Below are 24,335 nucleotides of genomic sequence, written 5' to 3'. Positions count from 1 at the left end.
TTTGTTCGGGAGTGGTAGCTGTTGGTACAATGGTGACCAATCCGCACCTCTATCGCTCGTTTCAGGCGATCGGGAGTTTATCGCATGCCGCAGAGGCCGGCGTCCTTCATCACCCCGACGATGCGGCTGATATTGCTGGCCGCCATCTGGATCTCCAGACAACGCTCCGCGGATGGCTTGACGTGGCGTCGAGCACGGTCCCGGTGGCACTTCTAGAAGCGACGGTTAACAAATTCTTAGATTATTCGACGCAAATCTCGTCACCAGTTGCCCCAGGAGAAACAGGCCTGAAAACGCGCCGCGTTTTCGGAGGTGCTTCTTCGATTTCCGCCGCCTGTTCTGGATTAGCGCAATGACTATCATCTCGCGAATTTTAAAGATCAAAAGCCGTTCCCACATCCGCGTCGAACGTCAGAGGATCGGCATTCACGACAAGATCCCGGGCACGAGAAAGAAGCGGAGCGGCCAGGCAAGGCGGCGCCTGGGAATCTTGATCGCCGGCTTCGTATTCGGCTTCCTACTGATCGGAGGTCGCCTCCTCCAGTATGGGCTGGCTGAGCCGTTTGCCGCCAGCTCGCTTGGCAATCCCAACAGCGTCGCCTCCCGGCCCGACATCATCGATCGCAACGGCCAGCTCCTTGCTACCGACCTGAACATGGTCTCCCTCTATGCAGACCCCCGTCGCATCATCGACGCCGACGAAGTGGTGGAGAAACTCGCAGCCGTCATCCCGAGCCTCGATTGGAGGGAGACCCACAAGAAACTCAAGATGGACAGCGGCTTCCAGTGGTTGCGGCGCCAACTCACGCCGAGGCAGCAAGCTGACATCCTGGCCCTTGGCCTTCCCGGCATAGGCTTCAGACCGGAAAAACGCCGCTTCTATCCCGGCGGGCGCGCCGCTTCGCACATTCTCGGCCATGTCAATGTCGACAATCAAGGACTGGCTGGCATGGAGCGGTATCTCGACCAGCAGGGCCTGGCCGATCTGAGGGCTGTGGGACTGACGTCTGGAGTTCCACTTGAGCCCGTCAGGCTGTCGATCGACATTCGCGTCCAGAACATCGCCCGAGAGGTCGCCGCCAAGGCGATGAACGCCTATCAGGCAGAAGCCGCCGGCGCACTCATTCTCGACGTCGAGACGGGCGAGGTCCTGGCTATGGCCTCGGTGCCGGACTACGACCCCAACGAGCCGTCGCGCGCATTGGCGGACGGCAGACCGGACAAGGATTACGAGAAAGGCTGGTTCAACCGGATCAGCAATGCGACATTCGAAATGGGCTCGACCTTCAAGAGCTTCACCTTGGCAATGGGCCTCGACGCGGAAAAGATCACTCTAAACTCCGTCGTCGATGCATCCCGTCCGATCCGCATAGGCGGCTTCACGATCAAGGACTTCAAAGGCAAGCACAGGCCACTGTCGATCCCGGAAGTCTTTCAGTATTCGTCGAACATCGGCACCGCCGCCGTCGCGGATATGGTCGGCATTGAGGGGCATCAACAGTTTCTGACCAAGCTCGGCCTTCTCTCCAAGATGGAGACGGAGATGCCGGGTGTCGCAACGCCGACACAGCCACGCACGTGGAAGAAGATCAACTCTGTCACGATCTCCTTCGGCCACGGCGTCGCGACAACCCCGCTGCAGACGGCGTCTGCGGCCGCATCTCTTATCAATGGCGGCAATCTCATTTCGCCGACCTTCCTGCCGCGGTCGCCGGAACAAGCCGCAGCATTGTCGCGAAACGTCATCAAGCAAAGCACGAGCGCGGATATGCGCTACCTCTTCACCTGGAACGGGCTGAAGGGCTCCGGCCGCGGCGCCCAGGTCGAGGGCTTCAACGTCGGCGGCAAGACCGGCACCGCCGACAAGGTCGTCAATGGACGCTATGCCAGCGACCTGAATTTCAACGCCTTCGTCGCGGCCTTTCCGATGGATAAGCCGAAATACATGGTTCTCTCGATCATCGATGCCCCGAAAACCGGCGAGCACGGCGGGCGAACTGCAGCGTCAACCGCTGCTCCGATGGTGAAGGAAATCATTGGTCGAGCAGCCCCGCTGCTCGGCGTCCAGCCTCGCTTCGGTTCGAATGATGTTCCCTATTCACTGATCAGTTACTGAGCTATCCGCCAGGATCTGCGAGGTGCGCCGCACGTCGCTGCGACAGCGATCCGCCTCGGTATATGCGCCCGAAGCCTAGGAATGATTTCTGGCCGGTCGGCATCATGCCGAGGCGCCGCAGCGCCCATGGTCCGTCGTCGCAACATAGAAAGTGTCAGATGAAAGTCGCTTCGAACAGCTCACGCGCATATTCGTTGTGCGTTTTTCCATCCTGCAAATCCCGATTCGAGAGCTCGTCGATGAAGCGACCATCCTTCATGATCAGCACGCGATCGCACATATGGGCAATCACCGCCAGATCGTGACTGACAAGCACGTAGGACAGCCCCATCTCGTCGCGCTGGTCCGCCAGCAGGTTCAGGATTTCCGCCTGTATCGAGACATCGAGCGCCGAAGTCGGCTCGTCGAGAAGCAGGATCGGCGGGGAGAGGATCAGTGCCCGCGCGATTGCGACACGCTGGCGCTGGCCGCCGGAAAGTTCGTGAGGGAACCGGTTTGCAAATGCGGCCGGCAGACCAACCTGGCGCAGAGAACGCTCGACGCTTTGCCAGATTTCTTGTTTGCCCATCGCCCGCAAAGGCTCCGCGAGTGCCGTGCCGATCCGGTGGCGCGGATGTAGCGAGCCATAGGGATCCTGGAACACCATTTGAGCGCATTTGAGGTCGTCGAGGCTTCTCGACTTGCCGACGGTGCGACCGGCGAGCGTGATTTCGCCCAACCAGCCTTTTTCCATGCCTGACAGGCATCGCAAGACAGTGGACTTGCCACAGCCGGATTCGCCGACGATGCCCAGCGTTTCCCCACGAGCGACGCTGAAGCTGATGTCCTTGACGACATGATTTTGCTGTTTGCCGGACGAGAATGTGACGTTGAGGTCGCGGACTTCGATCATCATGCTCTCTCCAGGTCGATCTCCGAGCGGTCGAGGACCGCAAGCCGCCGGACGGGATGTCGCGGATCCGGCATCGCGGCGATCAACCCCTTCGTATAGGGATGGCTGGCATCTTCCAGCCTCGTCAGCGTCTCGACGATGCGCCCCGCATACATGACGATGATCCGCTCGCAGAAGGCGGAGACCATCCGGATATCGTGACTGATCAACAGCAGGCCGGAATCGTTCTCCCGGACGAGTTCGTCCAGCAGGGTCAGCACGTCCTTGCGCACGCTGACATCGAGCGCCGAGGTCGGTTCATCGGCGATGACGAGCTTTGGCTTGGCAAGCAGCATCATCGCAATCATGACACGCTGCCCCATGCCACCAGATATCTGATGCGGATACTGCGCCATCACGCGCTCGGCGTCCTTGATGCGAACGCGCTCGAGCATTGCCTTGGCGGCGGCGGTCGCCGCTGCGCCACGCAGGTTGAGATGCAGGCGAGCCGCTTCGGCGATCTGCTTGCCGACGCTGAGCACAGGATTGAGCGAATAGCGGGGGTCCTGCATGATAAGCGCAATATCCTTGCCGCGTATCTTTCCCATCTGCCTCTCGGACAGAGACAGAAGCGGACTGCCATCGAGTTCGAGACGCCTTGCCGAGACGGTGGCGCCTGCCGACAGAAGGCGCATGACCGCGCGACCGGTCGTCGATTTTCCGGAGCCGGACTCGCCGACAATGCCGACGCGCTCGCGCCCGACTTCGAAGCTGACATGGGAAACGGCAGGCACGGCGTTCCTGCCGAAGCTGACATTGAGGTCTTCGACGGAGAGAACTGGCTTCATATCAGGACCTGGCATGACGGGGATCCAGAATGTCGCGAAGCGCATCGCCTGCGACATTGAAGGCGAGGCTGGTAACGAGAATGGCGACACCCGGCATCACGGCAACCCACCAATAGTCGAGCATGAACTTGCGCCCGCTCGATATCATCGCGCCCCATTCGGGCGCCGGCGGCTGCGCGCCCAATCCGAGGAAGCCGAGCGAGGCAGCCGTCAGAATGATGCCTGCCATATTCAGGGTCAGGCGTACGATCACAGACGGAATGCACATGGGGGCGATGTAGACGAACAGGATGCGCAGGGGCGAGGCGCCATAAAGGCGGGCCGCGGCAACATAGTCGGCATTCCTGACGACCAGCGCCTCGGCACGCGCCAGACGCGCGATGGGTGGCCATGCCGTGAGTGAAATGGCGATGATCGCCGTCGTCAGCCCGGCCCCAAGTGCGGCGGCGAATGCCAGCGCCAGGATCAGCGAAGGAAAGGACAGGACGATATCCGTTGCCCGCATCAAGAGCGCGTCCGTTCGACCTCCGAAGAAGCCGGCGACAACACCGATCAGCAGACCGATCGGGCCGACGATCAGGGAGATCGAAAACACGGTCTGGACGGTGATCCGCGTCCCGTAGATCAGACGGCTCAGAATATCCCGGCCGAACTCGTCGGTGCCTGCCCAATGCGCGGCGCAAGGCGGCTGCAGCGCGTCGGACAGGACCTGGATGTTGGGATCATAGGGCGCGAGCAAAGGCGCAAGGATCGCGACGACGCAGAGCACCGCCAGAATGACGAAGCCGGCCATGCCGAGCGGTTCCTGCCCAAGTCTTGAGACGATCCGCATCGTTGAGCCCGAGATCCGTGCCGGTAGGCTCGGTGGGCGCACAGTGAGGTCCGTTTGGATTGCATCGCTCATTGAGCAGCCTCCCGAGTCCGCGGATCGAATATCGCATAGGCGATGTCCGCCAGGAAATTGAGGAACATGAAGATGAAGCCGATGATGATGGTGGCGGCAACGACGGCGTTCATGTCGCCGATCATCAGTGCGTTCGTCATGTATTGACCGATACCCGGCCAGGAAAAGACGATCTCCGTCACGACGGCGCCTTCCAGGAGGCCACCGTAGGAAATAGCCAGGATAGTGATCAACTGGACGGCGATATTCGGCAGGACGTGACCGATGACGGTGCGTGCCGGGCCGACACCCTTTGCACGCGCGGCAATCACGTAATCCTGGCTCAATTGCTCAAGCGTGAAACTGCGGGTCATGCGGGTGATATAGGCCATGGCGGCATAGGCCAGGATGACAGCCGGCAGGATGATGTGACCAGCCGCGTTCCAGAAGATCTCCGTTTCTCCCTGCAGCAGACTGTCGACGAGCAGCAGCCCCGTCTGCGGCGTCACCGTGCCCTCGTAGAAGACATCGACACGGCCGGGGCCTCCAACCCAGTTCAGTCCGGCGTAGAAGATGACCAGGCCGACGATCCCGAACCAGAAGACCGGGATCGAATGACCGACAAGCGCCACGATCCGGGCGATCTTGTCGATAAAAGTGTCTCGAAAGAGCGCCGCCGTCAGCCCAAGCGGAACGCCGACGAAGGTCGAGATCAGGATCGCCAGGGTGGCGAGTTCGAAGGTCGCGGGAAATGCCTGGGCAAGATCCGAAGAGACCGGATTGCCTGTCAGCACCGCCGTTCCGAAATCGCCATGCGCCAGGCCATTCAGGTAGATCAGGAACTGCTGGTAGATCGGCAGGTCCAGACCAAGCTTCTGGCGCATGGCGGCATAGGCGGCTGGATCTGCCAGCTCGCCGACGATCGCTCCGACCGGATCAGCGGGAAGAATACGGCCGATCACGAAAGTGACGCACAGCAGGATGAACAGGCTGACGGCGAGGTGTGCCACCCGGAGCGCCAGTTCCTTGACGGAGAGTTCCTTCATGATCGGCGACCTTGCTTAATCGGTCTCGACTTTCGTGACGCCCTCAAGGCGCGTCGTCTGGTTCGGATGGCCGACATAGCCATGGACGTCACCATTCAGCACGATGGGCTCGAAGCGCTCGAACATCGGCAGGACGGCCGGTTTCTGATCCACGAACATCTTCTGCATCTCGACGTAGAGTTCGCCGCGTTTCTTCGGGTCTGCCTCGAGCGAGGCTTTTGCCGTCAGAGCCGTCAGTTCGGGAATGTCCCATGCCGAGCGCCAGACGAAGTTACCTGCATTGTTTGCCTCGAGAGAATTGTCGGGATTGGAGGCGAACTGCTCCATTGCCCCGAGCACATTCGGCATGTAGGCGCCTGTCTGCGGAATGAGGAGATCGAAATTCCGGGCACGGTGGGCTGCGATGATGTCGGATCCGTTGCCCTGCTGGATGTCGACCTTGATGCCGATCTGACCGAGCGAAGCCTGGATTGCAGTGGCAAGATCGATGCGGGGCGTCTGTGCGATGGTCTTCAGACTGAGTGTAAAGCCATCTTTGAAACCGGCTTCTGCAAGAAGCGCCTTGGCCTTGGCGACATCGAGGTGCCAGTCGGGGCTCGGGATTGCATATTCGAAGTTCTCCGGAACAGGCACGGTACGCGCACGCCCGTAAGGACCCATGATGGTCTTCTCGATCCCCTTGTAGTCGATACCGTAGGCGATCGCTTCGCGCACCTTCGGGTTGGACAGGTATTTGTTACCGGCATTCATCGACAGCACGTAGAAGCCGCCTGTGGGCACACGCTGGATCTCGAAGCCCTTCTTGTTGTCGAAGGTGGCGAGATCCGACGCGGTCATTGCGCTTGCTATGTCGATATCGCCGCGCTCCAGCATCAGGCGCTCCACCTGGCTTTCGGGAACATGGCGGACGATGACGCGGCGCATCTTCGGAGCACCCCCAACATAATTCTTGTTGGCGTCGAGAATGACAAGTTCATTGGGCGCCCAGCGGTTCAACGTAAACGGTCCGGAGCCGGCCGAATGGGTTCTCAGCCAAGCGTTGCCATAGTCGTCGTTGGCGACATGCTTCTGGATTTCAACGCTGTCGACGACGCTCGCAATGACCATGGCCAGACGGTAAAGCAGAAGCTCCGATGTCACCTGGCCCGAAAGATCGATGCGCACCGTCTTGTCGTCGACGGCTTTGACCAGTTGATCGACATTGTCCTTCGTATAGCCGACGCGCTTGAGGTTGGCGGCTGCGGCCTGATCGAGCTTCAGCAAACGGCCGAGCGAATAGACGACGTCCTTGGACGTCACCGGATTTCCGGAGGCGAAGGTCGCATCGCGCAGTTTGAACGTGATCCCCTTGTCATCGACCTGCCAGCTTTCAGCAAGCTGCGGCACGATCTTGCCGTCAGGCGTCGAGGCAACCAAGCGGTCGTAGAGATTCGACATGATTTCGTTGGCCTTGGCCTCCGTCGCCTGCTGCGGGTCCAGCGAAAGAACCTGGGCAAGCGAGGTGCCGATGACCAGCTGATCGGCAGGCGTGGCCGCCCGAAGTGCCGGCGCCGCCAAGGTCAGCGCGCAGAATGCGACGCCAACAAACAGGCTTCTAGAAAATTGCTTCATTGCAACTCCTCCCTGAGTTACTATACAATACATAATATGTCGTCCGTATGTCGTATTATGATTTTTCAAAGAAGTTTGCAAGCGCCATGCGGACGAGGACGAGAAAATGGGGAACAACGAAATGGTGGCGGGCACGCGTGGCAGACAGCGTTTGGCGCAGCAGGTCATCGACCAGCTGCGCATGCAGATCGAAACGGGAAAGCTTCGCGAGGGAGATCAGCTTCCAACCGAACCGCAGCTTGAGGCGGCCTTCGGCGTCAGCCGTACGGTCGTGCGGGAGGCGATCGCCGACCTGCGCGCGGCTGGATTCGTCCGTCCCATTCAAGGCAAGGGTGTCTTCGTCTCCGATCCCAAGGCACATGGCAGGCTGATCCTGACGCCGGTCGAAGTCAAGAGCATTCCGGAAACGCTGGAATTGCTGGAGTTTCGCATGGCTGTCGAAGGAGAAGCTGCCGCTATTGCGGCCTATCGCCGAACAGCCGAACAGGAGGCGGCAATTCGGCTTGCCAACCGGAAAATGGCCCAACTCATCGAGAGCGGTGAGCCCACAGTCGAGGCCGATTATGAATTCCATACCGCCATAGCCAATGCTTCTAACAACAGATTCTACATCGATGCCCTGCGTCATTTCGGAGCGCGCGCGATCCCGCGCGGCCAATTCCCGACCTTGCCGGAGGCCAATGACCGCGCCTATCTCGAAAAAGTCCATGCAGAGCATGGTGAGATCCTGGCGGCTATCGCCGAGCAGGATCCCGACCGCGCGAGACAGGCCATGCGCGCGCATATGATGGCGAGCCAGCGACGATACCGGATGCTTGCAGAGCAGCAATGAGGCTCGACAATCGCAGAAATTCATATTATGTCATATGACATGATTTGAATGATCGGGAGGTTAATCGTGTATTTGGGAACCCAGGTCGCTGCGCGGGACGACGATGATTTTCGCGTTTTTGCTCAGCTAGGCGTAAAGCATATTTCCGCTGACCCGCCCGGTGCGCCGTCGAGCTGGACGCTGGAGGACCTCGAGCGTCATCGTGATCATGTAGAGAGCTTCGGCCTCGTTCTGGACATGATCCAGCTTCCCCTCCCCTCCAAGCCGATCGAAAACGCGTCCTATCCCGATATCCTGCTCGGAGGCCCGGAACGCGACCGGCAGATCGATGCCGTCTGCCGGATGATCGAGAATTGCGCAAAGGCCGGGATCCCCGCCACGAAATACAATCTCAATCTCATCGGCATTCCCAGGACGGAGCGCGAAAAAGGCCGCGGCGGTTCTCTGAACGAAGCCTTTCGCTGGGAAAGGGCCGATCAGCAGGCCGCGCCCGGTCTTGCCGGCGTCCTCTCAGAAGATGAGAACTGGGAGCGCATCGACTACTTCCTCGAGCGCGTGGTTCCCGTTGCGGAAAGCAACAGGGTGCGCCTTGCCTGCCATCCGCACGATCCCTATACGCCACCGGGCTATCGCGGCGTCACCAGGGTCCTTGGCACTGTGGATGGACTGAAGAAATTCGTGCAGATGCACGAAAGCCCCTATCATGGCCTGAATTTCTGCCAGGGCTCGATCGGCGAGATGCTCGACAATCCGCGCGAGGAGATCGACGACATCATCCGCTGGTTCGGCACGCGCGGAAAGATCTTCAATCTGCACTTCCGCAACATCAGTGGCGGCAAACTCTCCTTCATGGAAACGTTTCCCGATGAAGGCGACATGGACATGGTGCGGTCGCTGAAGGTCTACCGCGAGGTCGGCTACAAATATATGGTCATGCCGGACCATGTGCCGCGCATCAGCGGCCGCGACGCGACGGGCGTCGCCTTCAGTTTCTGCTACGGTTACATAGCCGCGGTGCTCGAGGCGATGGAAGCCGGTCATATGTGAGCGAGGCGCTCACCTTCAATCAGCAATTATTCAAGGAATTCAACATGGATCCCAACGCCATCAAGAAAGCCGTGGGCGACGGCCTCCTCTCCTTCCCGGTGACGCATTTCGACAGCGAGAACAAGTTCAATGAAGGCGCCTACCGCGACCATGTGAACTGGCTGGCCGGTTTTGATGCAAGCGCACTTTTTGCCGCTGGCGGCACGGGCGAATTCTTCTCCCTCAATCCGGCCGAAATCCCCGCCGTCATTCGCGCCGCCAAGGCTGCCGCAGGCAAAACGCCGATCATCTCCGGCACTGGCTATGGCACGTCACTTGCCATCGATATTGCGCGCGATGCCGAAAAGGCCGGTGCCGATGGTCTGCTCCTTCTTCCGCCCTATCTGATGTTTGCCGAGCAGGCCGGGCTTGTCGCCCATGTGAAGGCTGTCTGCCAGTCGGTCGGGATCGGCGTGATCGTCTATAACCGGGACAACGCGATCCTGTCGGCCGACAGCATCGCTCAGCTTTGCGATGAGTGCCCCAATCTCGTCGGCTTCAAGGACGGTGTCGGCGACGTCGATCGGGTCATCGAGATCACGACCAAGATTGGCGACCGGCTTGTCTATGTCGGCGGCATGCCGACCCACGAAGTCTACGCTCAGGCCTATTTCGCCGCCGGCGTTACCACATACTCCTCGGCCGTCTTCAACTTTGTGCCGGCTCTTTCGCAACGGTTCTACAAGGCGCTCAGGGCAGGCGACCAGAAGACCGTCGACCAGATCTTGAAGGATTTCTTCTTCCCCTTCGTTGCGCTACGCAATCGCAAGAAGGGCTATGCAGTCTCCATCATCAAGGCCGGGCTGAAAGTCATCGGCCGCGATCCGGGCGCCGTGCGCGCTCCGCTCACGGATCTGACAGCCGAGGAGCTTTCCGTGCTGCAGTCGATTGTCGAGGCCAACGGCCAGGCGAAGCTGGCCGCGGAGTAAGACCGCGGCCATCGGCGCTGAGATTCATCGTCGCGTTGCGGCGACGATCGGCTTGACCGCCGCTCTCATGCTCTCCGGCGTCGTGCCGGTCACGATAACGCCAAGCAGAGGGGCCGCGATACCCGCGTCCCTCAGCTTCGGCATATCATCCGGCACAAACTTCTTCTGGCTTGGCGCGATGACCGGAATACCCGCCTTGCTCGCGATGGTCCGGTAGCGATCAAGATCGGTCCCGTCGAGCGGCTTTCCATAGCCTGCAAAGGAAGCGACCGAGGTTTCCATCATCGCACCGGGAATGTCGAGAATCTTCGTCAAGTCCTCGTCGGTACTCGCCTCGCCAAGCGCAGGAATGGGCCGTAGCTTCGATTGCAGCAGATGCGGCTGCATGTCGCTGAGATAGATGTTGAATCCCTCGAAACCTAGATCGGCGAGCGCGTCCATCTCTTGCGGGCTCGGAACCCTTTCCTGCCCGGCCATGACAAGAAGCGGCACGCCGAGCGTTGCAAGATCCTCGAAAAACAGTCGCTCTTCGGCAAAGCTGCCGAAGGTGGTGCCTGTGGCGCGATGATAGGCGTTGAGATGGACCTTAATCGCAAAGGCACCCGCGTCGATAGCAGCCCTGGCGAGGTCGAGATCGTGACGCGCGAGCGAGACGATGATCGGGAATTCGCCCTCGCGCAGCGCTTTTGTTAGCCTGGTTTCCGGATAGGAAGGCATGGGAACGGCCTCAGTTCAGACGCTGGCCACCATCGGCGGCGAAGAGGTGGATATTGGAAAGCTCCGGCCGGACGCGGATCCTCACGCCAGGAGACATCGATATGCGCTCACGAAAGACGCCGGTAACCTGCGTCTCCCCGAGCTGCATCGTCACCTGGGTTTCCGAACCCATCGGCTCGACCAGGACAATCTCGGCCGGCACGCCAGCGTCGTCGAGCGAGAAATGTTCGGGCCGGATGCCGTAAACAGCCTCGCGGTCACTCAATTCAGGTGCAGTCTGTGGCAGTGGTAAGACAATGCCGGGTGCTGCGAAGCCCTTGTCGGTGATTGTGCCGTTCAGGAAATTCATGGATGGCGATCCGATGAAACCGGCCACGAACTGGTTGGCCGGGCGGTCGTAGAGGTCAAGCGGCGCGCCAATCTGTTCCACTCTGCCAGCGTTCAGCACGACGATCTTGTCGGCCATGGTCATGGCTTCCACCTGGTCATGGGTGACATAGATGGTCGTGGTCTTGAGCCTCTGGTGCAGGCTCTTAATTTCGCCACGCATGACAACGCGCAGTTTGGCGTCGAGGTTCGATAAAGGTTCGTCGAACAGAAAAACTTGCGGATTGCGAACGATCGCTCGGCCCATGGCGACGCGTTGGCGCTGACCGCCGGAGAGCTGGCGCGGATACCGATCGAGAAGCTGAGACAGGCCGAGAATATCGGCCGCCCATTTCACCCGCTTCGCGATCTCCGACTTGCTGGTGCCGCGATGCTCCAGTGAGAAGCCCATATTGGTCGCGACCGTCATATGCGGATAGAGCGCGTAGTTCTGGAAGACCATGGCGATGTCGCGGTCCTTTGGGTCGAGATCGTTGACGACCCGTCCGCCGATCCTGATATCGCCGCCGGTAATCGTCTCGAGCCCGGCGATCATCCTGAGCAAAGTGGACTTGCCGCAGCCGGATGGCCCGACGAGCACGACGAATTCGCCGTCGCGGATGCCGAGATCGGCGCCATGAATGATGTCGAGCGCACCATAACTCTTGCGGACACGGGAAAGGGTAACGTCAGCCATGAGGAAAATCCGGTTCTTCAGCCCTTGAGGCCGGTATGCGCGAGCCCTTCGACGAATTGCTTCTGCGCGATGATGAAGACGACGAGAACGGGCAACGCTGTGAGTGTTGCCGCGGCAAGCTGGATATTCCACATCGGCCCGCCATAGGCGTCGGTATATTGGGTGAGAGCCTGGGGCAAAGTGAACTTCTCCGCGCTCGACAGGAACACGATCGGTTCGAGATAGAGATTCCAGGAATGCAGGAAGGTGAAGATCGCAACGGACGCCAGTGCCGGCCTGGCAAGTGGCAGCGCGATCTTGCGGAAGATCTTGAAACGTCCGAGGCCATCGACGCGCGCTGCCTCTTCCAACTCGACCGGCAACGTCACGAAAAACTGCCGCATGACGAAGGTGGCGAAAACACTCGGCGCACCGAAGATCGGCACGAGGATCAGCGGCCAATGGGTGTTGACCATGCCCGCCTTCAAAAACATCTGGAAGAGCGGCACGATCGTGACTTCCGACGGGATCAAAAGGCCGAGCAGCACGACCATGAAGATCGTGTTGGCGAAGGGAAACCTGATGCGTGCGAAAGCGTAGCCGGCCATCGACGAAACGATCATCGTGCCGATCGTCACCAGGGCGGCGATATAGGCCGAGTTCCAGTATTGCTTGACGAAAGGCTGCAGCTCGAAGACCTTGCCATAGGTCGTCCAGTCATAGCTCTGCGGGAAAAGTTGCGGTGGAAAGGCGAAGATATCGCTGATCGGCTTCACCGAAGACGTGACCATCCACCAGGTCGGGAAGACGAAGGGGATGAGCAGCACGCACATCAGCCCGTAGAGAATAACCCTCATCCGCGGTGAGATCTCAGCTTTCATAGAATACGATCCTCTTGCGCAATTGCCACTGGGCGAATGTCAGAATGGCCACGATCAGGAAGAGCAGGATCGAAAGCGTCGAACCGTAGCCGAAGAAATGGAACTGGAAGGCTTGCTGGTAGAGGTAATAGACGAGCACCGTCGTCGAGAGACCCGGACCACCCTGCGTCAGCACAGCGATCTGCGCGAAGACCTGCAGAGATCCGACGATGGTGATAATCGAAGTCAGAAGGATAGTCGGGCTGATCAGCGGCAGGGTAATGCGGCGAAACTGCTTGAAGCGCGGGGCGCCATCGATGCGGGCCGCCTCATAGAGCTCGTTCGGCACGCCCTGAAGGGCTGCAAGAAACAGGATCATATTGAGGCCGACATTCTTGAACACCTGCACGACGATGACCGAGATCATCGCGGTGGTTTCGCCCCGCAGCCAATTCGGACCCTCGATGCCAAACAGCAGCAGCATGCCGTTGATGCCGCCGTTCTTCTGCAACAGAAACCCCCAGACGATCGTCCAGGCCACCAGCGACACGACAACAGGCGAAAAGAACAACGTCCGGAAGATTGTGATGCCCGCGAGTTTCTGGTTCAACAGCACCGCCAGCAGCAAGGCCAGCGACAGGTTGAGAACCACAAGCCCGGCGGAGAAGATGGCGGTCGAACCGAGCACCTGCAGCAGGTTCGGATCCTCAATCAGCATCTGATAGTTCTGCGCACCCGTATAGGTGAAGGTATTGGCAAGCACGTTCCATTCGTGCAGCGAATACCAGAAGACCAGACCGAGCGGGATCAGCACGAAGACGATGATGCCGATCAATTGCGGGGCAATGAACAGAAAGCCGGCAAGGCTGTCGCGCCGCGCAACCGTCCAGAACGGCGACGAGGAGCGGCCTTCCGGTATTGCGTTATCCTGCGTGACAGCCATCTCTTATCTCCTCAGCGCTTGAGCAGCGGGCCGATCTGGCCGCAGATCGTCTGGAGCGTGCCGGCGATATCCGCATCCGGACGCCAGACGGCATCGAGGCCGGAGCGAACTGTCTGCTGGATCTGGGCAAAGCCGGTATGGCCGGGAATGACCTTGCCGGTCGCGATGCCCGCGATGACGACCTTGTCGATCTGTTCCTGGCTGAGCAGCGGATTGGTCTTCTTCAGCACCTCGGCGTTGAGTAGCGACTTGCGGGCCGAGGGGAAGAACTGGCTGAGCTTGGCCGAGTTTTCCGCGTTCGTCATATAGGCGATGAATTCAGCGGCTGTCTTGGCGTTCTTGCCCGACTGCATGACGCCGATGCCGGCCTGGCCGATCAGCGCGTAATCTCCGGCCGGTCCCTTCGGCAGCGGCACGAGATCCCAGGAGAAGGGCTTATCCTTCGGCAGCAGCGAGGCGCGGCTGATCTGAGTGATGGTCATCGCCGCATTGCCGGCGAAGAAATCGACATTTTCACCGGGACCGGGGATCGCCTTCTGCTTGAAGATCGCGTCATGGACGAAGGTGAGCGCATCGACCATCGGCTTCTCGGTCATTGTGCAGGTCTTGCCGTCGGCGCTCCAGGGGGCCGCACCAAAGCCGTTCCAGATCGAAGCAAGGTTCTGCCAGATCTGGTAGTTGAAATCGCGCACGATCAGGCCACCCTTGCCCTTCTCGCCAACGGCCGAAGCGGTAGCAATGGCATTGTCCCAGGTCCATTCGCCAGCCGCGATCAACTCGGCAGGTGTCTTTGCCCCTGCCGCCTTGATCAGGTCGTTGTTGACGAACACCGCAAAGGGTGAAGTGGAGAAAGGATAGGCATAGAGTGTGTCGTCCTTTTGCCAGCGCTCCGTGGCAGTCGCGCTCACCTCGTCGAGATTGTAGCCAGGCGTCGCCTTCAGCGTATCGGTGAGCGGATAGAGCGCGCCGGAATTGACGAAATCATAGGCAGCTGTCTCGAAGATCCAGGCCATATCAGGCGCATTGCCGCCGGCAATCTGGGTGGTCAGCGCCGTCGTATAGGTGTCGAACGGCAGCGACTCGAAGGTCACGGTGACGTTGGGGTGGTCCTTCTTGAAGCCGGCAGCGATCTCATTGAACAGCTTCAGATGCGCTTCTGCCGCACTCCAGATGGTCATGCGCAGCTTGATCGCGTCCTCAGCCTTGGTGATGCCGCTCCAAGCGAGCGGCACGGCAACGGCAAGCGCCGCAATTGCCGTTTTCAGTGTCCTGTTCTTGTTCATTCCCGTTCCTCCTCCAAAGATGGGTTGCTGAGATGGCTGCTTAGTAGGCCCCGATGACCGGCCAGCGGATTTCGATGCCCTCCCGGACGAGTTCCTGCTGGAAGTCGTGGAGATGCGCGTCGTTTTCCTGGACCTGGTGAGGCTTCAGCCCCTTGTCGAGGCAGTGGGCCGCAAGCATGCCGGCCGCTTCGCCGATATTCCATTCGACCGGGTGCAGGCGGTAGCAGCCATTGGTGATATGGGTGGTGCCGATATTCTTGCCGGCGGCAATGAGGTTCGTCATGCGCTGCGGCAGCAGCGCGCCGAGCGGAATCTCGAAGGGGCAGGACGGCACGTCGATATAGTTGTCGCCACCGGTCGAGGGATGAAGGTCGATGCGGTACATGCCGATGCCGATGCTGTCGCGATAGCTCATCGCGCCCTTGTCGCCGCGCACCGCATAGGAGAGATCCTGCTCGGTAATGCGGGTGACTGGCTTGATGCGGCGGCCTTCACGGATATAGGGCGCCATGGCGAGGCCGTGCTCGGTGCCGGTGATGTCGCCGCGAAGCCTCAAGCCCCGGTAACCCTGGCCGCCATCGATGCGTGGCGCCTCGGTCTGCAGCCAGTAAAAGACCGAATAGGAAAGATCGGCGGCCGCCTTCAGATGTCGGGCCTTGTCCTCCTCGGACACGTCGATAATCGTTCCGTCCATGTAGTCGATCATCGGCCAGTTTACGAAGCAAATGTCCGACTGGTAGAAGCCGGGCTCAAAATTGCGCCGTGCCGCAATGCGGCGGAAGAGCCAGAGATTCTCGTCACCGCCACCCTTGCGCTGATCGGCATCGACGAGCAGCGGGTTGTCGTCGACATTGGGCGTGAAGCTGCGCGTGGTGGATTCCAGCGTGCGCGGGTGGGGCGCGGTGAAGCCGAGCAGTGGGCCGCCCCAGAAATGCGGCTGGTATTTGCGCCAGTAGTCGTAATTGTCAGGCTTGTCGATCGTCTGGTCGCCATCGACGCAATCGACCGCAAAGCAGATCGAGACTGCCTGAACATTGTCGGGCTGCGCTTCGGACGGCGCGCTCGGTTCGCCGGTATCGGATTGCGCCTCGAAGCCTTTGACATACTCCGTGCCGGTCATCGGCAGCAGGTCGCCGAGCTCGGTAGCGTCAAGGATATAGTCGGCCGAGATGAAGACCTCACGGTTCGTGTCGCGATGGCGGACGGTGACGGAGCGTACGGTGTCGCCGTCGACATCAGCAGCGACGGGACGATAGGGCTGCAGCACCCTAAGGCGGCCGGCGCCCCGATAGGGCATCAGCATCGCTTCCATGACCGCCAGGCTGACGCGCGGCTCGGCGCAGATGCGGCTCACCCAGCCGCCGCCGGGATTGAGATCACCCCAGGCGCGGGCGCCCTCGGTCAGCGGATAGTTGTCGCGATAATATTGCCGCACGCCGTTGCGCAGCCTGCGATAGGAGCGTGTGATGCCGAACTGTTCGACCCAGCTATGTTCGTCGGATGGCACACCCTGGCTGGTCGACTGGCCGCCGATCCATTCGAATTCCTCGGTCATGATGACGCTCTTGCCTGCCCGGCAGGCACCGAGCGCCGCCGCCACGCCGCCGAGGCCACCGCCCACCACCAGAATATCCGCTCGCATCTCTTTTGCCGCCATGTCTGTCACGTTCTCAGGTCCGTTTCTTTGCTGGTCCAAGGGTTTGGCCCTCGACGGGTTCGCAGGTCAGAAGAATTTGTTCGACGGGCGCGGCATCCTCGATGCGGCGCACGAGCATTGCGGTCGCCTGCCGCCCCATCTCCTCGCGAGGAATGTTGAAGGAGGTGAACTGCACATGGCTGCGCTCGGCCCGTACGTGGCTTCCGAGCACCACGGCCGAAAAGTCGTTCGGAATGGACAGGCCGCGCTCGCGCGCCGCCGCTTCGACACGCACCGCGTCGGCCAGTTCGACGAAGAAGACCGCGGTCGCGCCGCTTCTGACAATCGCATCGAGCGTATCGGCAGCGCCTCGGCCGACCTCGTCCACATGCAAGACCAGTTCGGCGCCCCCCGTGATTGCGTCTGAAAATCCGCGCCAGCGATCAACGATGGATTCAGCCGATCCGCTTGGACCGATGAAGGCCAGCCGATCATGACCGAGTGCGCGCGCCTTTTCGACCAGCGCCCGCGTGCCATTCGCGTAATCACCGCCGACGTAAGGAACGGGTCCCCCAGCGTCCTCCCGTCGGCCGATCGCCACGAAGGGATAGTCGCCGGTAACCAGCCGCTTGAGCTCGGCCCGATCGAATTCGCGGCCAAGGACGAGGCAGCCATCGGCGATCCGCAGCCGGTTGCCGTCGGCAAAAATCTTCCGCTCCCGGCCGACGCCGGCGCCGGTCAGAAGCAAGAGGTCATAATTCTTCGCCTGCGCTTCTTCTTCGATGCCGAGCAGGAAGGGCGCAAAGAAGTCTGCCTGCTCGCTTGGAAAAGCCGGCTCGTAGGTGAAGACGCCGAGAATGCGGTTGAGGCCCTTGGCCATCCGCCGGGCGATCGGATCGGCCACATATCCCGTCGTGCGGATGACCTGCTGGACGCGCTCGCGGGTTTCCTGGGGAATACGCGCCAAAGCCGTCGGCGCACCGTTCAGCACGAGCGAGACGGTCGCCTGGCTGACGCCGGCCAGTTTGGCAATATCGTGCTGAGTCAAGCGCTTAGTGCCTGCCACGTCGCATCCTCCGGATCTCCTCTTGACTGCTAATGCGTATTAGCAGCTAATACGTATAAACGGGATTTTCCGAGTTGCTGTCAAGCGCGAAAATGTGTGACGATCGATGACATTTGCAGAGCATTTGAAATCGCTGGGGATTTCCGGAATCCGCGTCTTCGGCGACAGCATCACCGCCGGGTTCAACGCCAGCCAGCCGCATCTGGCCTGGCCGGCGCTCTTCGCAGCTGAGCTCGACGCCTTACCGCTTTACAATCACGCAATCCCGGGGACGGTGCTGCAGGCCTCACTGCTTGCCGATGGCAAAGCGCGAGCAGACAACGGCGTCAGCCGATTTGCCGGGGCGCTGCTCGATGCCCCGCATCGCGACGCGATCCTCATCCTCTACGGCTATAACGACGCCCGCTATACGGCCGCGCCGGACAGCATGAACGCGAAGAGCTTCCGTCGTGATTATGCGAATATGCTGGAGAAACTGATCGAGGCAGGCCATGCGGAAAGGCTTGCGATCGGCAGCCCGCCCCATATCCCTGATCGAGGTTTTTCGGTAGGAAGCACTGGCTTCACCGGACAGACACGCCAGGGCTTTGAAGTCTATGTCCAAACCGTGCGAGAACTGGCGCAAAATTTTCGCATCTTCTACGCGCCTGTCTATGAACGAATGAAAGCATATGGCGATGGCGCACTGGCCTCGCCTGATTTCACACACCCCAACGATGCCGGTCATGGTGTAATCTGCGAGGCATTTAGAGATGCCGTTGTTCCTGAGAAACCGGTCTAGGCCTCTCAACACATCGGGGCGACTTTGGGTCGGGCGCGACACCGCGGAGACCGGCGAGAAGATTTCGTCCGCAGGGGAGATTCTAACGGCGAAAAGGACTTGATAGACCCGGCCCTACCACGACCGCAGCCATCACCTGGAAGCTCAGGTTGATGGTGATGACGACGCTGGTGCGCTCGCAGCGGCCGGCGGATAGCCGGCCGCTTGCGCCCAGATCTCAACGTGCGCTGTATTTTGCGTCGAGCTCATCGATCGCGGAGACATTGCCGGCCGAACGACCGTTCTCGTCGAATGTCTGAGCGAGGAATGCGTCGGCGATCGACTTTGCGAGCTCAGGTCCAATGACGCGCGCGCCCATCGTGATGATCTGCGCGTTGTTGGAAAGAGCAGCACGCTCGGCCGAATAGGTGTCGTGCGTCAGGGCAGCACGGATGCCAGGCACTTTATTGGCCGAGATGCAGACGCCGATGCCGGTGCCGCAAACCAGGATTGCCTTGTCATAGGTGCCATCGATCACGCCCGAGGCAACGCGATCCGAAAGGTTGGCGTAGAACGGGTCGAGCCCGTCGTTGATGCGTGACACTTCATGAACGTCGAACCGATCCTTGAGGTGTTCGGCGAGCACCTTGGCGAGACCTTCGCCGGCGCTGTCTCCAGCAATTGCAAGCTTCATTGTCTTTCTCCTTGGAGTTTGGCGGCGCATTTCGAAAGGATGTCGAGATAGCCCTCAACGTTCCAGGCGGAACGGCCGATGAAGAGCCCGTCGATATGCGGGCTCGAAATTAGTTCTTCGCAGTTCTGCGGATTGACCGACCCGCCGTAGAGGCAGGGGATTTTCCGCCCGAGCGCTGCTTCGGCGACCGCGATGATCTCGGCCTGGCGCGCATCGGCATAATCGGCCGTTGCCGGAATGCCTTTTTCGCCGATCGCCCATACAGGCTCATAGGCAAGGAGGATTTCCGCCGATTTCTGCTCGTCGGAAAGCTTCGAAAGCGCCCCATGCACCTGGACTGCAAGAATTTCCGCGGCTTTTCCGCTCTCCCGGTCGGCAAGGGTTTCGCCGATGCAAATGAGCGGGATCAGGCCATGGCGAACAGCCGCCTCCGTCTTCAGCCCGACAGTCTCGTCCGTTTCGCCGAAAAACTCACGGCGCTCGGAATGCCCAAGCTCGACGATATCGAGATCGCAATCCTTCAGCATCAAGGGGGAGACCTCGCCCGTCCAGGCGCCCTGATCCGCCCAATGCATGTTCTGCGCACCGACCTTGACTGAGGTCTTTGCAAGCATGCACTTGACCTCCCGCACGGCTGTAAATGGCGGGATCACGAAGCGCTGGATGACAGGGTCGCGCGCAGCGTCAGCCGCCGCGAGGCCGCGGGCGAAATGCTCGGCCTCCGCGAGCGTCTTGTTCATCTTCCAGCTGGTGCCAATCCAGAAGCGCGGTTTCTCCGTCATGCCTGATCCTGTGCTGGAGCGATGGTGAGCTTGATGCCCGCCCGATCGAATTCGTTGAGAACAGCGCCCGTCGGCGCGCTGTCGGTGATAATAGTGTCGAAATCGGCCAGGTCCGCCATGACATGCAACGCCGTGTGGCCGATGCGCTGGTGGTTGACCAGGAGGCAGCTTCTGGCCGAAGACGAGATCATCGCTCGCTTGGCGCGAACGACATTATCGTCCATGTGATAGGCGAGCCTGCCGCTGACCGCCGGCGTCGAAATGAAAGCGATATCTGCCCTCAGGCGTGACAGCGCTTCTTCTGTGACGACGCCGAGATAGGCGTTGAATTTCGCGGAATAGATGCCTCCGAGCGCAATCAGGGTTATGCCGTTTTCACCCTTCAACCGCTCCATGATCGCTGCGTTGTTGGTAATCACCGTCAGCGGCCGCTTACGCAGCAGCATCTCGCCGAGTACCGCGGCCATCGAGCCGTCATTGACCATGACCGTCATGCCAGGTTCGACCAGGGCCAGCGCTTCCTGCGCCATCGCAACCTTGGCTTCGCCGCCCTGACGTTCACGAATGCGAAAATCGCTCTCGAATTGCGTTCCGGCATCGATCGTCGCGCCACCGCGCACCTTACGCAGCACACCTGCCTGTTCGAGGTCGTCGAGATCGCGGTGAATGGTCATCTTGGAGACGGAAAACCGTTCGGCAAGATCGTCCACTTCGACGGTCTTGCCCTCAACGAGCAGATTGACGATCAACTGCTGGCGCTCTTCCCGTTTCATACGTCTCAATCCCAGTTCAATAACAATATAACATCTAAAATGTTAATTTCAACACTATACAGTGTGATTATGCGCTGAGACATGTGGCAGAAATCATCAATCCAGGAGCGCACGCGCGGTCCGTTCATCAGTAATGAGCCCGTGAAGACGGCGGCTGCGCAGGATGGCCCGTATCGCGGCCACCTTGGCCTGTCCGCCCGCCAGGGCCACGAGGCGCTCCTTCGTCGTCGTCGGAAAGGACGCCGAAAGCGTGCGACCGGTCAGAGCCGTATCGAGGATCTGGCCATCCGCATTGAAAAAGTGGCCGAGGATTTCGCCGACGCCACCAGCGGCGGCGATGTCCTCGATCTCACCCGGCTCGACCAGGCCGGAGAGCACCAGCTGGGCCTCGGCGTCCACCGTCCCCAAGCCGACGAGCTTCAGGTCGGCGTCATTGGCGAGATCGAACACTTCCTTGACGCCGCGTTGCGCCCTGAGCACCTCCCGGTCCTCGGCAGTGTTGGCGAAGAACGGAACCGGCATGACATAGGCATGTGTGCCGGTCTTTTCCGCGATACGGTGCATGACGTCATAGGGATTGGCGCCGTAGTTTCGCGTGAGGCCGCCAAGCAGGGAAACGAAGCGCATGTGCTTGGCATTCGTCCGCGGCATATATTGAACGGCAGCCGAAAGCGTGCGGCCGTGGCCAAGACCAATGACTGCGTGCTCACCGTGTTCGATCTCGCGCTTCAGATAGCCAGCTCCTGCATGACCAAGCGCGCGCAGCGGCAGGCCCTCTTCGCCAAGATCGGGCGCGACCTCGCAATATTGCAATCCGAAGCGCTCGGCGAGCCGCGTCTCCAGTTCGACGCATTCGACGATATCGCCGTCGATCGTGACCTTGACGACGCCATCGGCGACGGCCCGCGCGATCAGTCGATGCGCCTTGACCGAGGGAATGCCGAGGCGCCGGGCAACGTCGGACTGCGTCAGTCCGCCGGCGTAATGAAGCCAGGCGGCCCGCACGGCAAGCGTATCATCGGCATCCGTCATCGCCGCACCTTCCCATTTCTTCGACGGCTATGCCGCCTGACAACAACCAGCCTTTGTAAATCGCCGGATCATATCTTCAAGTCTGCTGCACCCGTGTCGATATGCGGCGCCCAGAAGGCGACGCTTTCGGCAATCTGCGCGATAACCTCGCGATCGTTCGGCTCACGTTCCTTGAAGGAAAGTTCGAGGCAGATCTCATTGTCATCGGCGCCGCCCGCCGCGAAAGCTTCCAACAGCGGCGCGGGTTGAATCCGCCCCTTGGCATTGAATTCCGCCGTGAACGGCCGGTGGCCGCCCTTGTCCATCAGGCTCTGCTTGATATGGATGATCGGCGACAGCTTCGGCACGGCGCGCGCCCAGGCATAGGGATCGTAGTCGTCGGGATTGGCGGAGGTGACGTCGCCGTGGTCGATATCCGCCATCATCCACATCGGCACCGCCATATCGGCGGCAGCCAGTCGTGCCTGCAACGCAAGGCAGGACTCGATCGTGTCGCCGAATTCGCGGCCGATGCTCATTGGCTCCCAGAAGACATAGGAAAGACCGGCGGCCCTGGCATGCTCTGCGACTTCGCACCAGCAGTCGATAGCGATATTGATCAATTCCTCGCGCCGGCTTGCATCATCGAAGTCCTTGTAGGTGAAGATCGCAAATTGGGTGCCGACGGAATGCCCGCCGAGATCAGCGGTAATGTCGGCGAAGGTCTTGAACCAATCCACGTAATAGCGGCGGACTTCGGCATCCGGGTGCCCGAAATGGTTCAGCCGTCCATAAGGTCCAGTCATGCCCGAGGTAACGCGAACGCCGGTGCGCTCCAACGCTGCTTTCATCTGGCGGGTCAGACGGCGGATAACCGGGGCCTGCCAGCTCGGATTGATGAATTCATGTGTCAGCTGGAGGTCGCGGATCCGCAGATCCCGAGCGACCGTCTCGATCAGGTCGTCCGGATCGGCAAAACGGTTCACCAGCGGATTGGTATTCAGCGAAAGCGAAAGCGGCATCAAGACCTCCTCAGGCGGCGGCAAGATGGGATGAAGCAAACCAGTCGGCAAAAGCTGCCCGCTCTGCCTCGCTCAGATGCAGGTAGTGCTTGGTGCGGCGATAGAGGATGTCCTCGGCCGTCTCCGCCCATTCGGTGGCAGCGAGATAACGGGCTTCCGCTTCGTAGAGCTGCCCGCCGAAATGGCGGCCGAGACCTTGCAGGTCCGTTGCCCCGGCAACCAGGTTCTTCGTGCGCGTGCCATAAAGACGGCCATAGTGATGGACGAGTTTTCGCGGCATCCAGGGATAGGTGTCACGCAGGCTGTTGGCGAAGGTCTCGTAATCGGCATTGGGCATCTCTCCACCCGGCAGCGGTGCCTTTTCCGTCCAGTCGCTGCCCATGTTCGGGAAAACGTGTTTGAGGCGCTGCATGCCACGTTCGGCAAGCTCTCTGAATGTGGTGATCTTGCCACCGAAGACATTGAGAAGCGGCGCCCCCCCGGTCTCGTCAAGATCGAACACGTAGTCGCGGGTCACCGCCGATGGATTGCCCTTGCCGTCGTCAAACAGCGGGCGCACGCCGGAAAAGCTGTGCAGCACATCCTGACGGCGCAGCTTCTCCTTGAAATAGCGGTTCACCGCCTTCAGCAGATAGTCGATTTCCGCCTCGTCGGCCGCCACATCCTCAGCCCGGCCTTCATAGGCGATGTCCGTCGTGCCGATCAGCGCCTTGTCGCCCTCATAAGGGTTGATGAAGATGACGCGTTTGTCGTGGTTTTGAACCAGGTAAGCATTGGAGCCAGCCCAGAATTTCGGCACGATGATGTGGCTGCCCTTGACGAGACGCACATTGCGGCTGGAATTGGAACCGGCGACGCGGTTGATGATGTCGGTGACCCACGGGCCGGCGCAATTGACGAGACATTTGGCACGGAAGGTCCGCGTCTCGCCGCTCGTGCTGCTTTTTGTCGTGATCGTCCATTGGCCGTTTTCCCGGCGCGCCGACACCGCCGGCGAGCGGGTAAGCACCAGGGCACCCTTCTCAGCCGCGCTCACCGCATTCAAGGTGACGAGGCGGGCATCATCCACCCAGCAATCCGAATATTCGAAACCGCGGGTATATTGATCGAGTATGGGCGTACCTTCGGGATCACGCAGCAGATTGAGCGTGCGGGTGCCAGGCAACTTCTTGCGACCTCCGAGATGATCGTAAAGGAAGAGGCCGAGCCGGACGAGCCAGGCGGGGCGATCCTCGGGACTGTGCGGCAGCACGAAACGCATCGGCCAGATGATATGCGGGGCCGCGTTGAGCAGCACCTCGCGTTCGATCAGCGCCTCCCGCACTAGGCGGAATTCGTAATACTCCAGATAGCGAAGGCCGCCATGCACGAGCTTGCCCGAGCGGGAGGAGGTGCCCTGAGCCAGGTCGTCCTTTTCGCATAAGGCGACTTTCAAGCCGCGCCCGGCGGCGTCGCGCGCAATTCCCGCGCCGTTGATACCGCCGCCGATGACGAAAAGATCCAGGATTTGGGGTTCGGTCATGT

Annotated in this window: 24 protein-coding genes; 6 read left to right on the top strand and 18 right to left on the bottom strand. The window is 60.4% G+C overall.

Features of this window, described 5'->3' with window-relative positions; translation table 11 throughout:
* Nucleotides 1-29 precede the first annotated feature (29 nt).
* Nucleotides 30-356: a hypothetical protein gene (locus J2X71_RS12205; RefSeq protein WP_310382357.1), complete on the top strand. Its 327-nt coding sequence runs from the start codon at nucleotides 30-32 to the stop codon at nucleotides 354-356.
* Complete coding sequence (locus tag J2X71_RS12200; protein WP_310382356.1) at nucleotides 353-2,116, top strand: penicillin-binding protein 2; 1,764 nt, start codon at nucleotides 353-355, stop codon at nucleotides 2,114-2,116. Before J2X71_RS12205 ends, J2X71_RS12200 begins: the two co-directional genes overlap by 4 nt.
* A 154-nt stretch (nucleotides 2,117-2,270) precedes the next feature.
* Here the strand turns inward: J2X71_RS12200 and J2X71_RS12195 are convergent, their stop codons facing one another.
* Genes J2X71_RS12195 through J2X71_RS12175 form a run of 5 tightly spaced genes read right to left on the bottom strand, consistent with a single transcriptional unit; the run spans nucleotide 2,271 to nucleotide 7,375 of the window.
* The gene (locus J2X71_RS12195; RefSeq protein ID WP_310382721.1) at nucleotides 2,271-3,008 is read right to left on the bottom strand and encodes an ABC transporter ATP-binding protein; all 738 of its coding nucleotides are present in this window, start codon (nucleotides 3,006-3,008) and stop codon (nucleotides 2,271-2,273) included.
* Nucleotides 3,008-3,850, bottom strand: a complete 843-nt coding sequence (locus tag J2X71_RS12190; RefSeq protein WP_310382355.1) for an ABC transporter ATP-binding protein — start codon at nucleotides 3,848-3,850, stop codon at nucleotides 3,008-3,010. Before J2X71_RS12190 ends, J2X71_RS12195 begins: the two co-directional genes overlap by 1 nt.
* Nucleotides 3,837-4,739, bottom strand: coding sequence for an ABC transporter permease (locus tag J2X71_RS12185; protein ID WP_310382354.1), 903 nt, complete (start codon nucleotides 4,737-4,739; stop codon nucleotides 3,837-3,839). The genes J2X71_RS12190 and J2X71_RS12185 overlap by 14 nt, the downstream gene beginning before the upstream one ends.
* Nucleotides 4,736-5,764, bottom strand: coding sequence for an ABC transporter permease (locus J2X71_RS12180; protein WP_310382353.1), 1,029 nt, complete (start codon nucleotides 5,762-5,764; stop codon nucleotides 4,736-4,738). Before J2X71_RS12180 ends, J2X71_RS12185 begins: the two co-directional genes overlap by 4 nt.
* 15 nt (nucleotides 5,765-5,779) lie before the next feature.
* Nucleotides 5,780-7,375: an ABC transporter substrate-binding protein gene (locus tag J2X71_RS12175; protein ID WP_310382352.1), complete on the bottom strand. Its 1,596-nt coding sequence runs from the start codon at nucleotides 7,373-7,375 to the stop codon at nucleotides 5,780-5,782.
* Between the two features lie 121 nt (nucleotides 7,376-7,496).
* Here J2X71_RS12175 and J2X71_RS12170 point away from each other — a divergent pair, with 121 nt between their 5' ends.
* The 3 genes from J2X71_RS12170 (at nucleotide 7,497) to kdgD (ending at nucleotide 10,222) form a co-directional block, all read left to right on the top strand.
* On the top strand, nucleotides 7,497-8,207 hold the full coding sequence (locus tag J2X71_RS12170) for a FadR/GntR family transcriptional regulator (protein WP_310382720.1): 711 nt from the start codon (nucleotides 7,497-7,499) through the stop codon (nucleotides 8,205-8,207).
* A gap of 66 nt (nucleotides 8,208-8,273) precedes the next feature.
* The gene (locus J2X71_RS12165) at nucleotides 8,274-9,254 is read left to right on the top strand and encodes a mannonate dehydratase (protein WP_310382351.1); all 981 of its coding nucleotides are present in this window, start codon (nucleotides 8,274-8,276) and stop codon (nucleotides 9,252-9,254) included.
* A gap of 44 nt (nucleotides 9,255-9,298) precedes the next feature.
* Entirely contained in the window at nucleotides 9,299-10,222 is a 924-nt protein-coding gene (gene kdgD / locus J2X71_RS12160; RefSeq protein ID WP_310382350.1) for a 5-dehydro-4-deoxyglucarate dehydratase, read from the top strand.
* Between the two features lie 24 nt (nucleotides 10,223-10,246).
* Here kdgD and J2X71_RS12155 read toward each other — a convergent pair whose 3' ends face one another.
* Genes J2X71_RS12155 through J2X71_RS12125 form a run of 7 tightly spaced genes read right to left on the bottom strand, consistent with a single transcriptional unit; the run spans nucleotide 10,247 to nucleotide 17,769 of the window.
* Nucleotides 10,247-10,939 carry a hypothetical protein gene (locus J2X71_RS12155; RefSeq protein WP_310382349.1) on the bottom strand — a complete coding sequence of 231 codons (693 nt, stop codon included), beginning with the start codon at nucleotides 10,937-10,939 and terminating at the stop codon, nucleotides 10,247-10,249.
* A 10-nt stretch (nucleotides 10,940-10,949) separates the two neighbouring features.
* Entirely contained in the window at nucleotides 10,950-12,002 is a 1,053-nt protein-coding gene (locus J2X71_RS12150; protein ID WP_310382348.1) for a sn-glycerol-3-phosphate ABC transporter ATP-binding protein UgpC, read from the bottom strand.
* A 17-nt stretch (nucleotides 12,003-12,019) separates the two neighbouring features.
* Nucleotides 12,020-12,862, bottom strand: coding sequence for a carbohydrate ABC transporter permease (locus J2X71_RS12145; protein ID WP_113324584.1), 843 nt, complete (start codon nucleotides 12,860-12,862; stop codon nucleotides 12,020-12,022).
* On the bottom strand, nucleotides 12,852-13,784 hold the full coding sequence (locus J2X71_RS12140; protein ID WP_310382347.1) for a sugar ABC transporter permease: 933 nt from the start codon (nucleotides 13,782-13,784) through the stop codon (nucleotides 12,852-12,854). Before J2X71_RS12140 ends, J2X71_RS12145 begins: the two co-directional genes overlap by 11 nt.
* 11 nt (nucleotides 13,785-13,795) lie before the next feature.
* Nucleotides 13,796-15,067: a sugar ABC transporter substrate-binding protein gene (locus J2X71_RS12135; protein ID WP_310382346.1), complete on the bottom strand. Its 1,272-nt coding sequence runs from the start codon at nucleotides 15,065-15,067 to the stop codon at nucleotides 13,796-13,798.
* 40 nt (nucleotides 15,068-15,107) lie between these two features.
* Nucleotides 15,108-16,709: an FAD-dependent oxidoreductase gene (locus J2X71_RS12130; protein WP_310382719.1), complete on the bottom strand. Its 1,602-nt coding sequence runs from the start codon at nucleotides 16,707-16,709 to the stop codon at nucleotides 15,108-15,110.
* Between the two features lie 28 nt (nucleotides 16,710-16,737).
* Nucleotides 16,738-17,769 (bottom strand): LacI family DNA-binding transcriptional regulator, encoded by a 1,032-nt coding sequence (locus J2X71_RS12125; RefSeq protein ID WP_310382345.1) that lies wholly within the window; start codon nucleotides 17,767-17,769, stop codon nucleotides 16,738-16,740.
* A 106-nt stretch (nucleotides 17,770-17,875) separates the two neighbouring features.
* On the opposite strand from J2X71_RS12125, the gene J2X71_RS12120 reads away from it, so the two are divergent.
* Nucleotides 17,876-18,550 carry an SGNH/GDSL hydrolase family protein gene (locus J2X71_RS12120; RefSeq protein ID WP_310382344.1) on the top strand — a complete coding sequence of 225 codons (675 nt, stop codon included), beginning with the start codon at nucleotides 17,876-17,878 and terminating at the stop codon, nucleotides 18,548-18,550.
* A gap of 217 nt (nucleotides 18,551-18,767) precedes the next feature.
* Here J2X71_RS12120 and J2X71_RS12115 read toward each other — a convergent pair whose 3' ends face one another.
* The 6 genes from J2X71_RS12115 to J2X71_RS12090 all read right to left on the bottom strand — a co-directional run bounded on the left by J2X71_RS12115 (nucleotide 18,768) and on the right by J2X71_RS12090 (nucleotide 24,333).
* The gene (locus J2X71_RS12115; RefSeq protein ID WP_310382343.1) at nucleotides 18,768-19,223 is read right to left on the bottom strand and encodes an RpiB/LacA/LacB family sugar-phosphate isomerase; all 456 of its coding nucleotides are present in this window, start codon (nucleotides 19,221-19,223) and stop codon (nucleotides 18,768-18,770) included.
* Nucleotides 19,220-20,005 carry a triose-phosphate isomerase gene (locus tag J2X71_RS12110; protein ID WP_310382342.1) on the bottom strand — a complete coding sequence of 262 codons (786 nt, stop codon included), beginning with the start codon at nucleotides 20,003-20,005 and terminating at the stop codon, nucleotides 19,220-19,222. Before J2X71_RS12110 ends, J2X71_RS12115 begins: the two co-directional genes overlap by 4 nt.
* Complete coding sequence (locus J2X71_RS12105; protein ID WP_310382341.1) at nucleotides 20,002-20,778, bottom strand: DeoR/GlpR family DNA-binding transcription regulator; 777 nt, start codon at nucleotides 20,776-20,778, stop codon at nucleotides 20,002-20,004. Before J2X71_RS12105 ends, J2X71_RS12110 begins: the two co-directional genes overlap by 4 nt.
* 96 nt (nucleotides 20,779-20,874) lie before the next feature.
* Nucleotides 20,875-21,810, bottom strand: coding sequence for a sugar-binding transcriptional regulator (locus J2X71_RS12100; protein WP_310382340.1), 936 nt, complete (start codon nucleotides 21,808-21,810; stop codon nucleotides 20,875-20,877).
* 68 nt (nucleotides 21,811-21,878) lie between these two features.
* Entirely contained in the window at nucleotides 21,879-22,811 is a 933-nt protein-coding gene (locus J2X71_RS12095) for a TIM barrel protein (RefSeq protein WP_310382339.1), read from the bottom strand.
* Nucleotides 22,812-22,821: 10 nt separating this feature from the next.
* Nucleotides 22,822-24,333, bottom strand: a complete 1,512-nt coding sequence (locus J2X71_RS12090; protein WP_310382338.1) for a glycerol-3-phosphate dehydrogenase — start codon at nucleotides 24,331-24,333, stop codon at nucleotides 22,822-22,824.
* Nucleotides 24,334-24,335 lie beyond the last annotated feature (2 nt).

It is taken from the genome of Rhizobium sp. 1399, assembly GCF_031455475.1.
Classification (GTDB): Bacteria; Pseudomonadota; Alphaproteobacteria; order Rhizobiales; family Rhizobiaceae; genus Rhizobium.
Note: the sequence above shows the minus strand (reverse complement) of the source record. Positions and strands in the feature narration are given on the sequence as shown.

Bases quoted from the DNA above. Each gene is read 5' to 3' on its own strand.
- J2X71_RS12205 (WP_310382357.1), top strand. From the start codon at position 30: ATGGTGACCAATCCGCACCTCTATCGCTCGTTTCAGGCGATCGGGAGT.
- J2X71_RS12200 (WP_310382356.1), top strand. From the start codon at position 353: ATGACTATCATCTCGCGAATTTTAAAGATCAAAAGCCGTTCCCACATC.
- J2X71_RS12195 (WP_310382721.1), bottom strand. From the start codon at position 3,008: ATGATCGAAGTCCGCGACCTCAACGTCACATTCTCGTCCGGCAAACAG.
- J2X71_RS12190 (WP_310382355.1), bottom strand. From the start codon at position 3,850: ATGCCAGGTCCTGATATGAAGCCAGTTCTCTCCGTCGAAGACCTCAAT.
- J2X71_RS12185 (WP_310382354.1), bottom strand. From the start codon at position 4,739: ATGAGCGATGCAATCCAAACGGACCTCACTGTGCGCCCACCGAGCCTA.
- J2X71_RS12180 (WP_310382353.1), bottom strand. From the start codon at position 5,764: ATGAAGGAACTCTCCGTCAAGGAACTGGCGCTCCGGGTGGCACACCTC.
- J2X71_RS12175 (WP_310382352.1), bottom strand. From the start codon at position 7,375: ATGAAGCAATTTTCTAGAAGCCTGTTTGTTGGCGTCGCATTCTGCGCG.
- J2X71_RS12170 (WP_310382720.1), top strand. From the start codon at position 7,497: ATGGTGGCGGGCACGCGTGGCAGACAGCGTTTGGCGCAGCAGGTCATC.
- kdgD (WP_310382350.1), top strand. From the start codon at position 9,299: ATGGATCCCAACGCCATCAAGAAAGCCGTGGGCGACGGCCTCCTCTCC.
- J2X71_RS12155 (WP_310382349.1), bottom strand. From the start codon at position 10,939: ATGCCTTCCTATCCGGAAACCAGGCTAACAAAAGCGCTGCGCGAGGGC.
- J2X71_RS12150 (WP_310382348.1), bottom strand. From the start codon at position 12,002: ATGGCTGACGTTACCCTTTCCCGTGTCCGCAAGAGTTATGGTGCGCTC.
- J2X71_RS12145 (WP_113324584.1), bottom strand. From the start codon at position 12,862: ATGAAAGCTGAGATCTCACCGCGGATGAGGGTTATTCTCTACGGGCTG.
- J2X71_RS12140 (WP_310382347.1), bottom strand. From the start codon at position 13,784: ATGGCTGTCACGCAGGATAACGCAATACCGGAAGGCCGCTCCTCGTCG.
- J2X71_RS12135 (WP_310382346.1), bottom strand. From the start codon at position 15,067: ATGAACAAGAACAGGACACTGAAAACGGCAATTGCGGCGCTTGCCGTT.
- J2X71_RS12130 (WP_310382719.1), bottom strand. From the start codon at position 16,709: ATGCGAGCGGATATTCTGGTGGTGGGCGGTGGCCTCGGCGGCGTGGCG.
- J2X71_RS12120 (WP_310382344.1), top strand. From the start codon at position 17,876: ATGACATTTGCAGAGCATTTGAAATCGCTGGGGATTTCCGGAATCCGC.
- J2X71_RS12115 (WP_310382343.1), bottom strand. From the start codon at position 19,223: ATGAAGCTTGCAATTGCTGGAGACAGCGCCGGCGAAGGTCTCGCCAAG.
- J2X71_RS12110 (WP_310382342.1), bottom strand. From the start codon at position 20,005: ATGACGGAGAAACCGCGCTTCTGGATTGGCACCAGCTGGAAGATGAAC.
- J2X71_RS12105 (WP_310382341.1), bottom strand. From the start codon at position 20,778: ATGAAACGGGAAGAGCGCCAGCAGTTGATCGTCAATCTGCTCGTTGAG.
- J2X71_RS12100 (WP_310382340.1), bottom strand. From the start codon at position 21,810: ATGACGGATGCCGATGATACGCTTGCCGTGCGGGCCGCCTGGCTTCAT.
- J2X71_RS12095 (WP_310382339.1), bottom strand. From the start codon at position 22,811: ATGCCGCTTTCGCTTTCGCTGAATACCAATCCGCTGGTGAACCGTTTT.
- J2X71_RS12090 (WP_310382338.1), bottom strand. From the start codon at position 24,333: ATGACCGAACCCCAAATCCTGGATCTTTTCGTCATCGGCGGCGGTATC.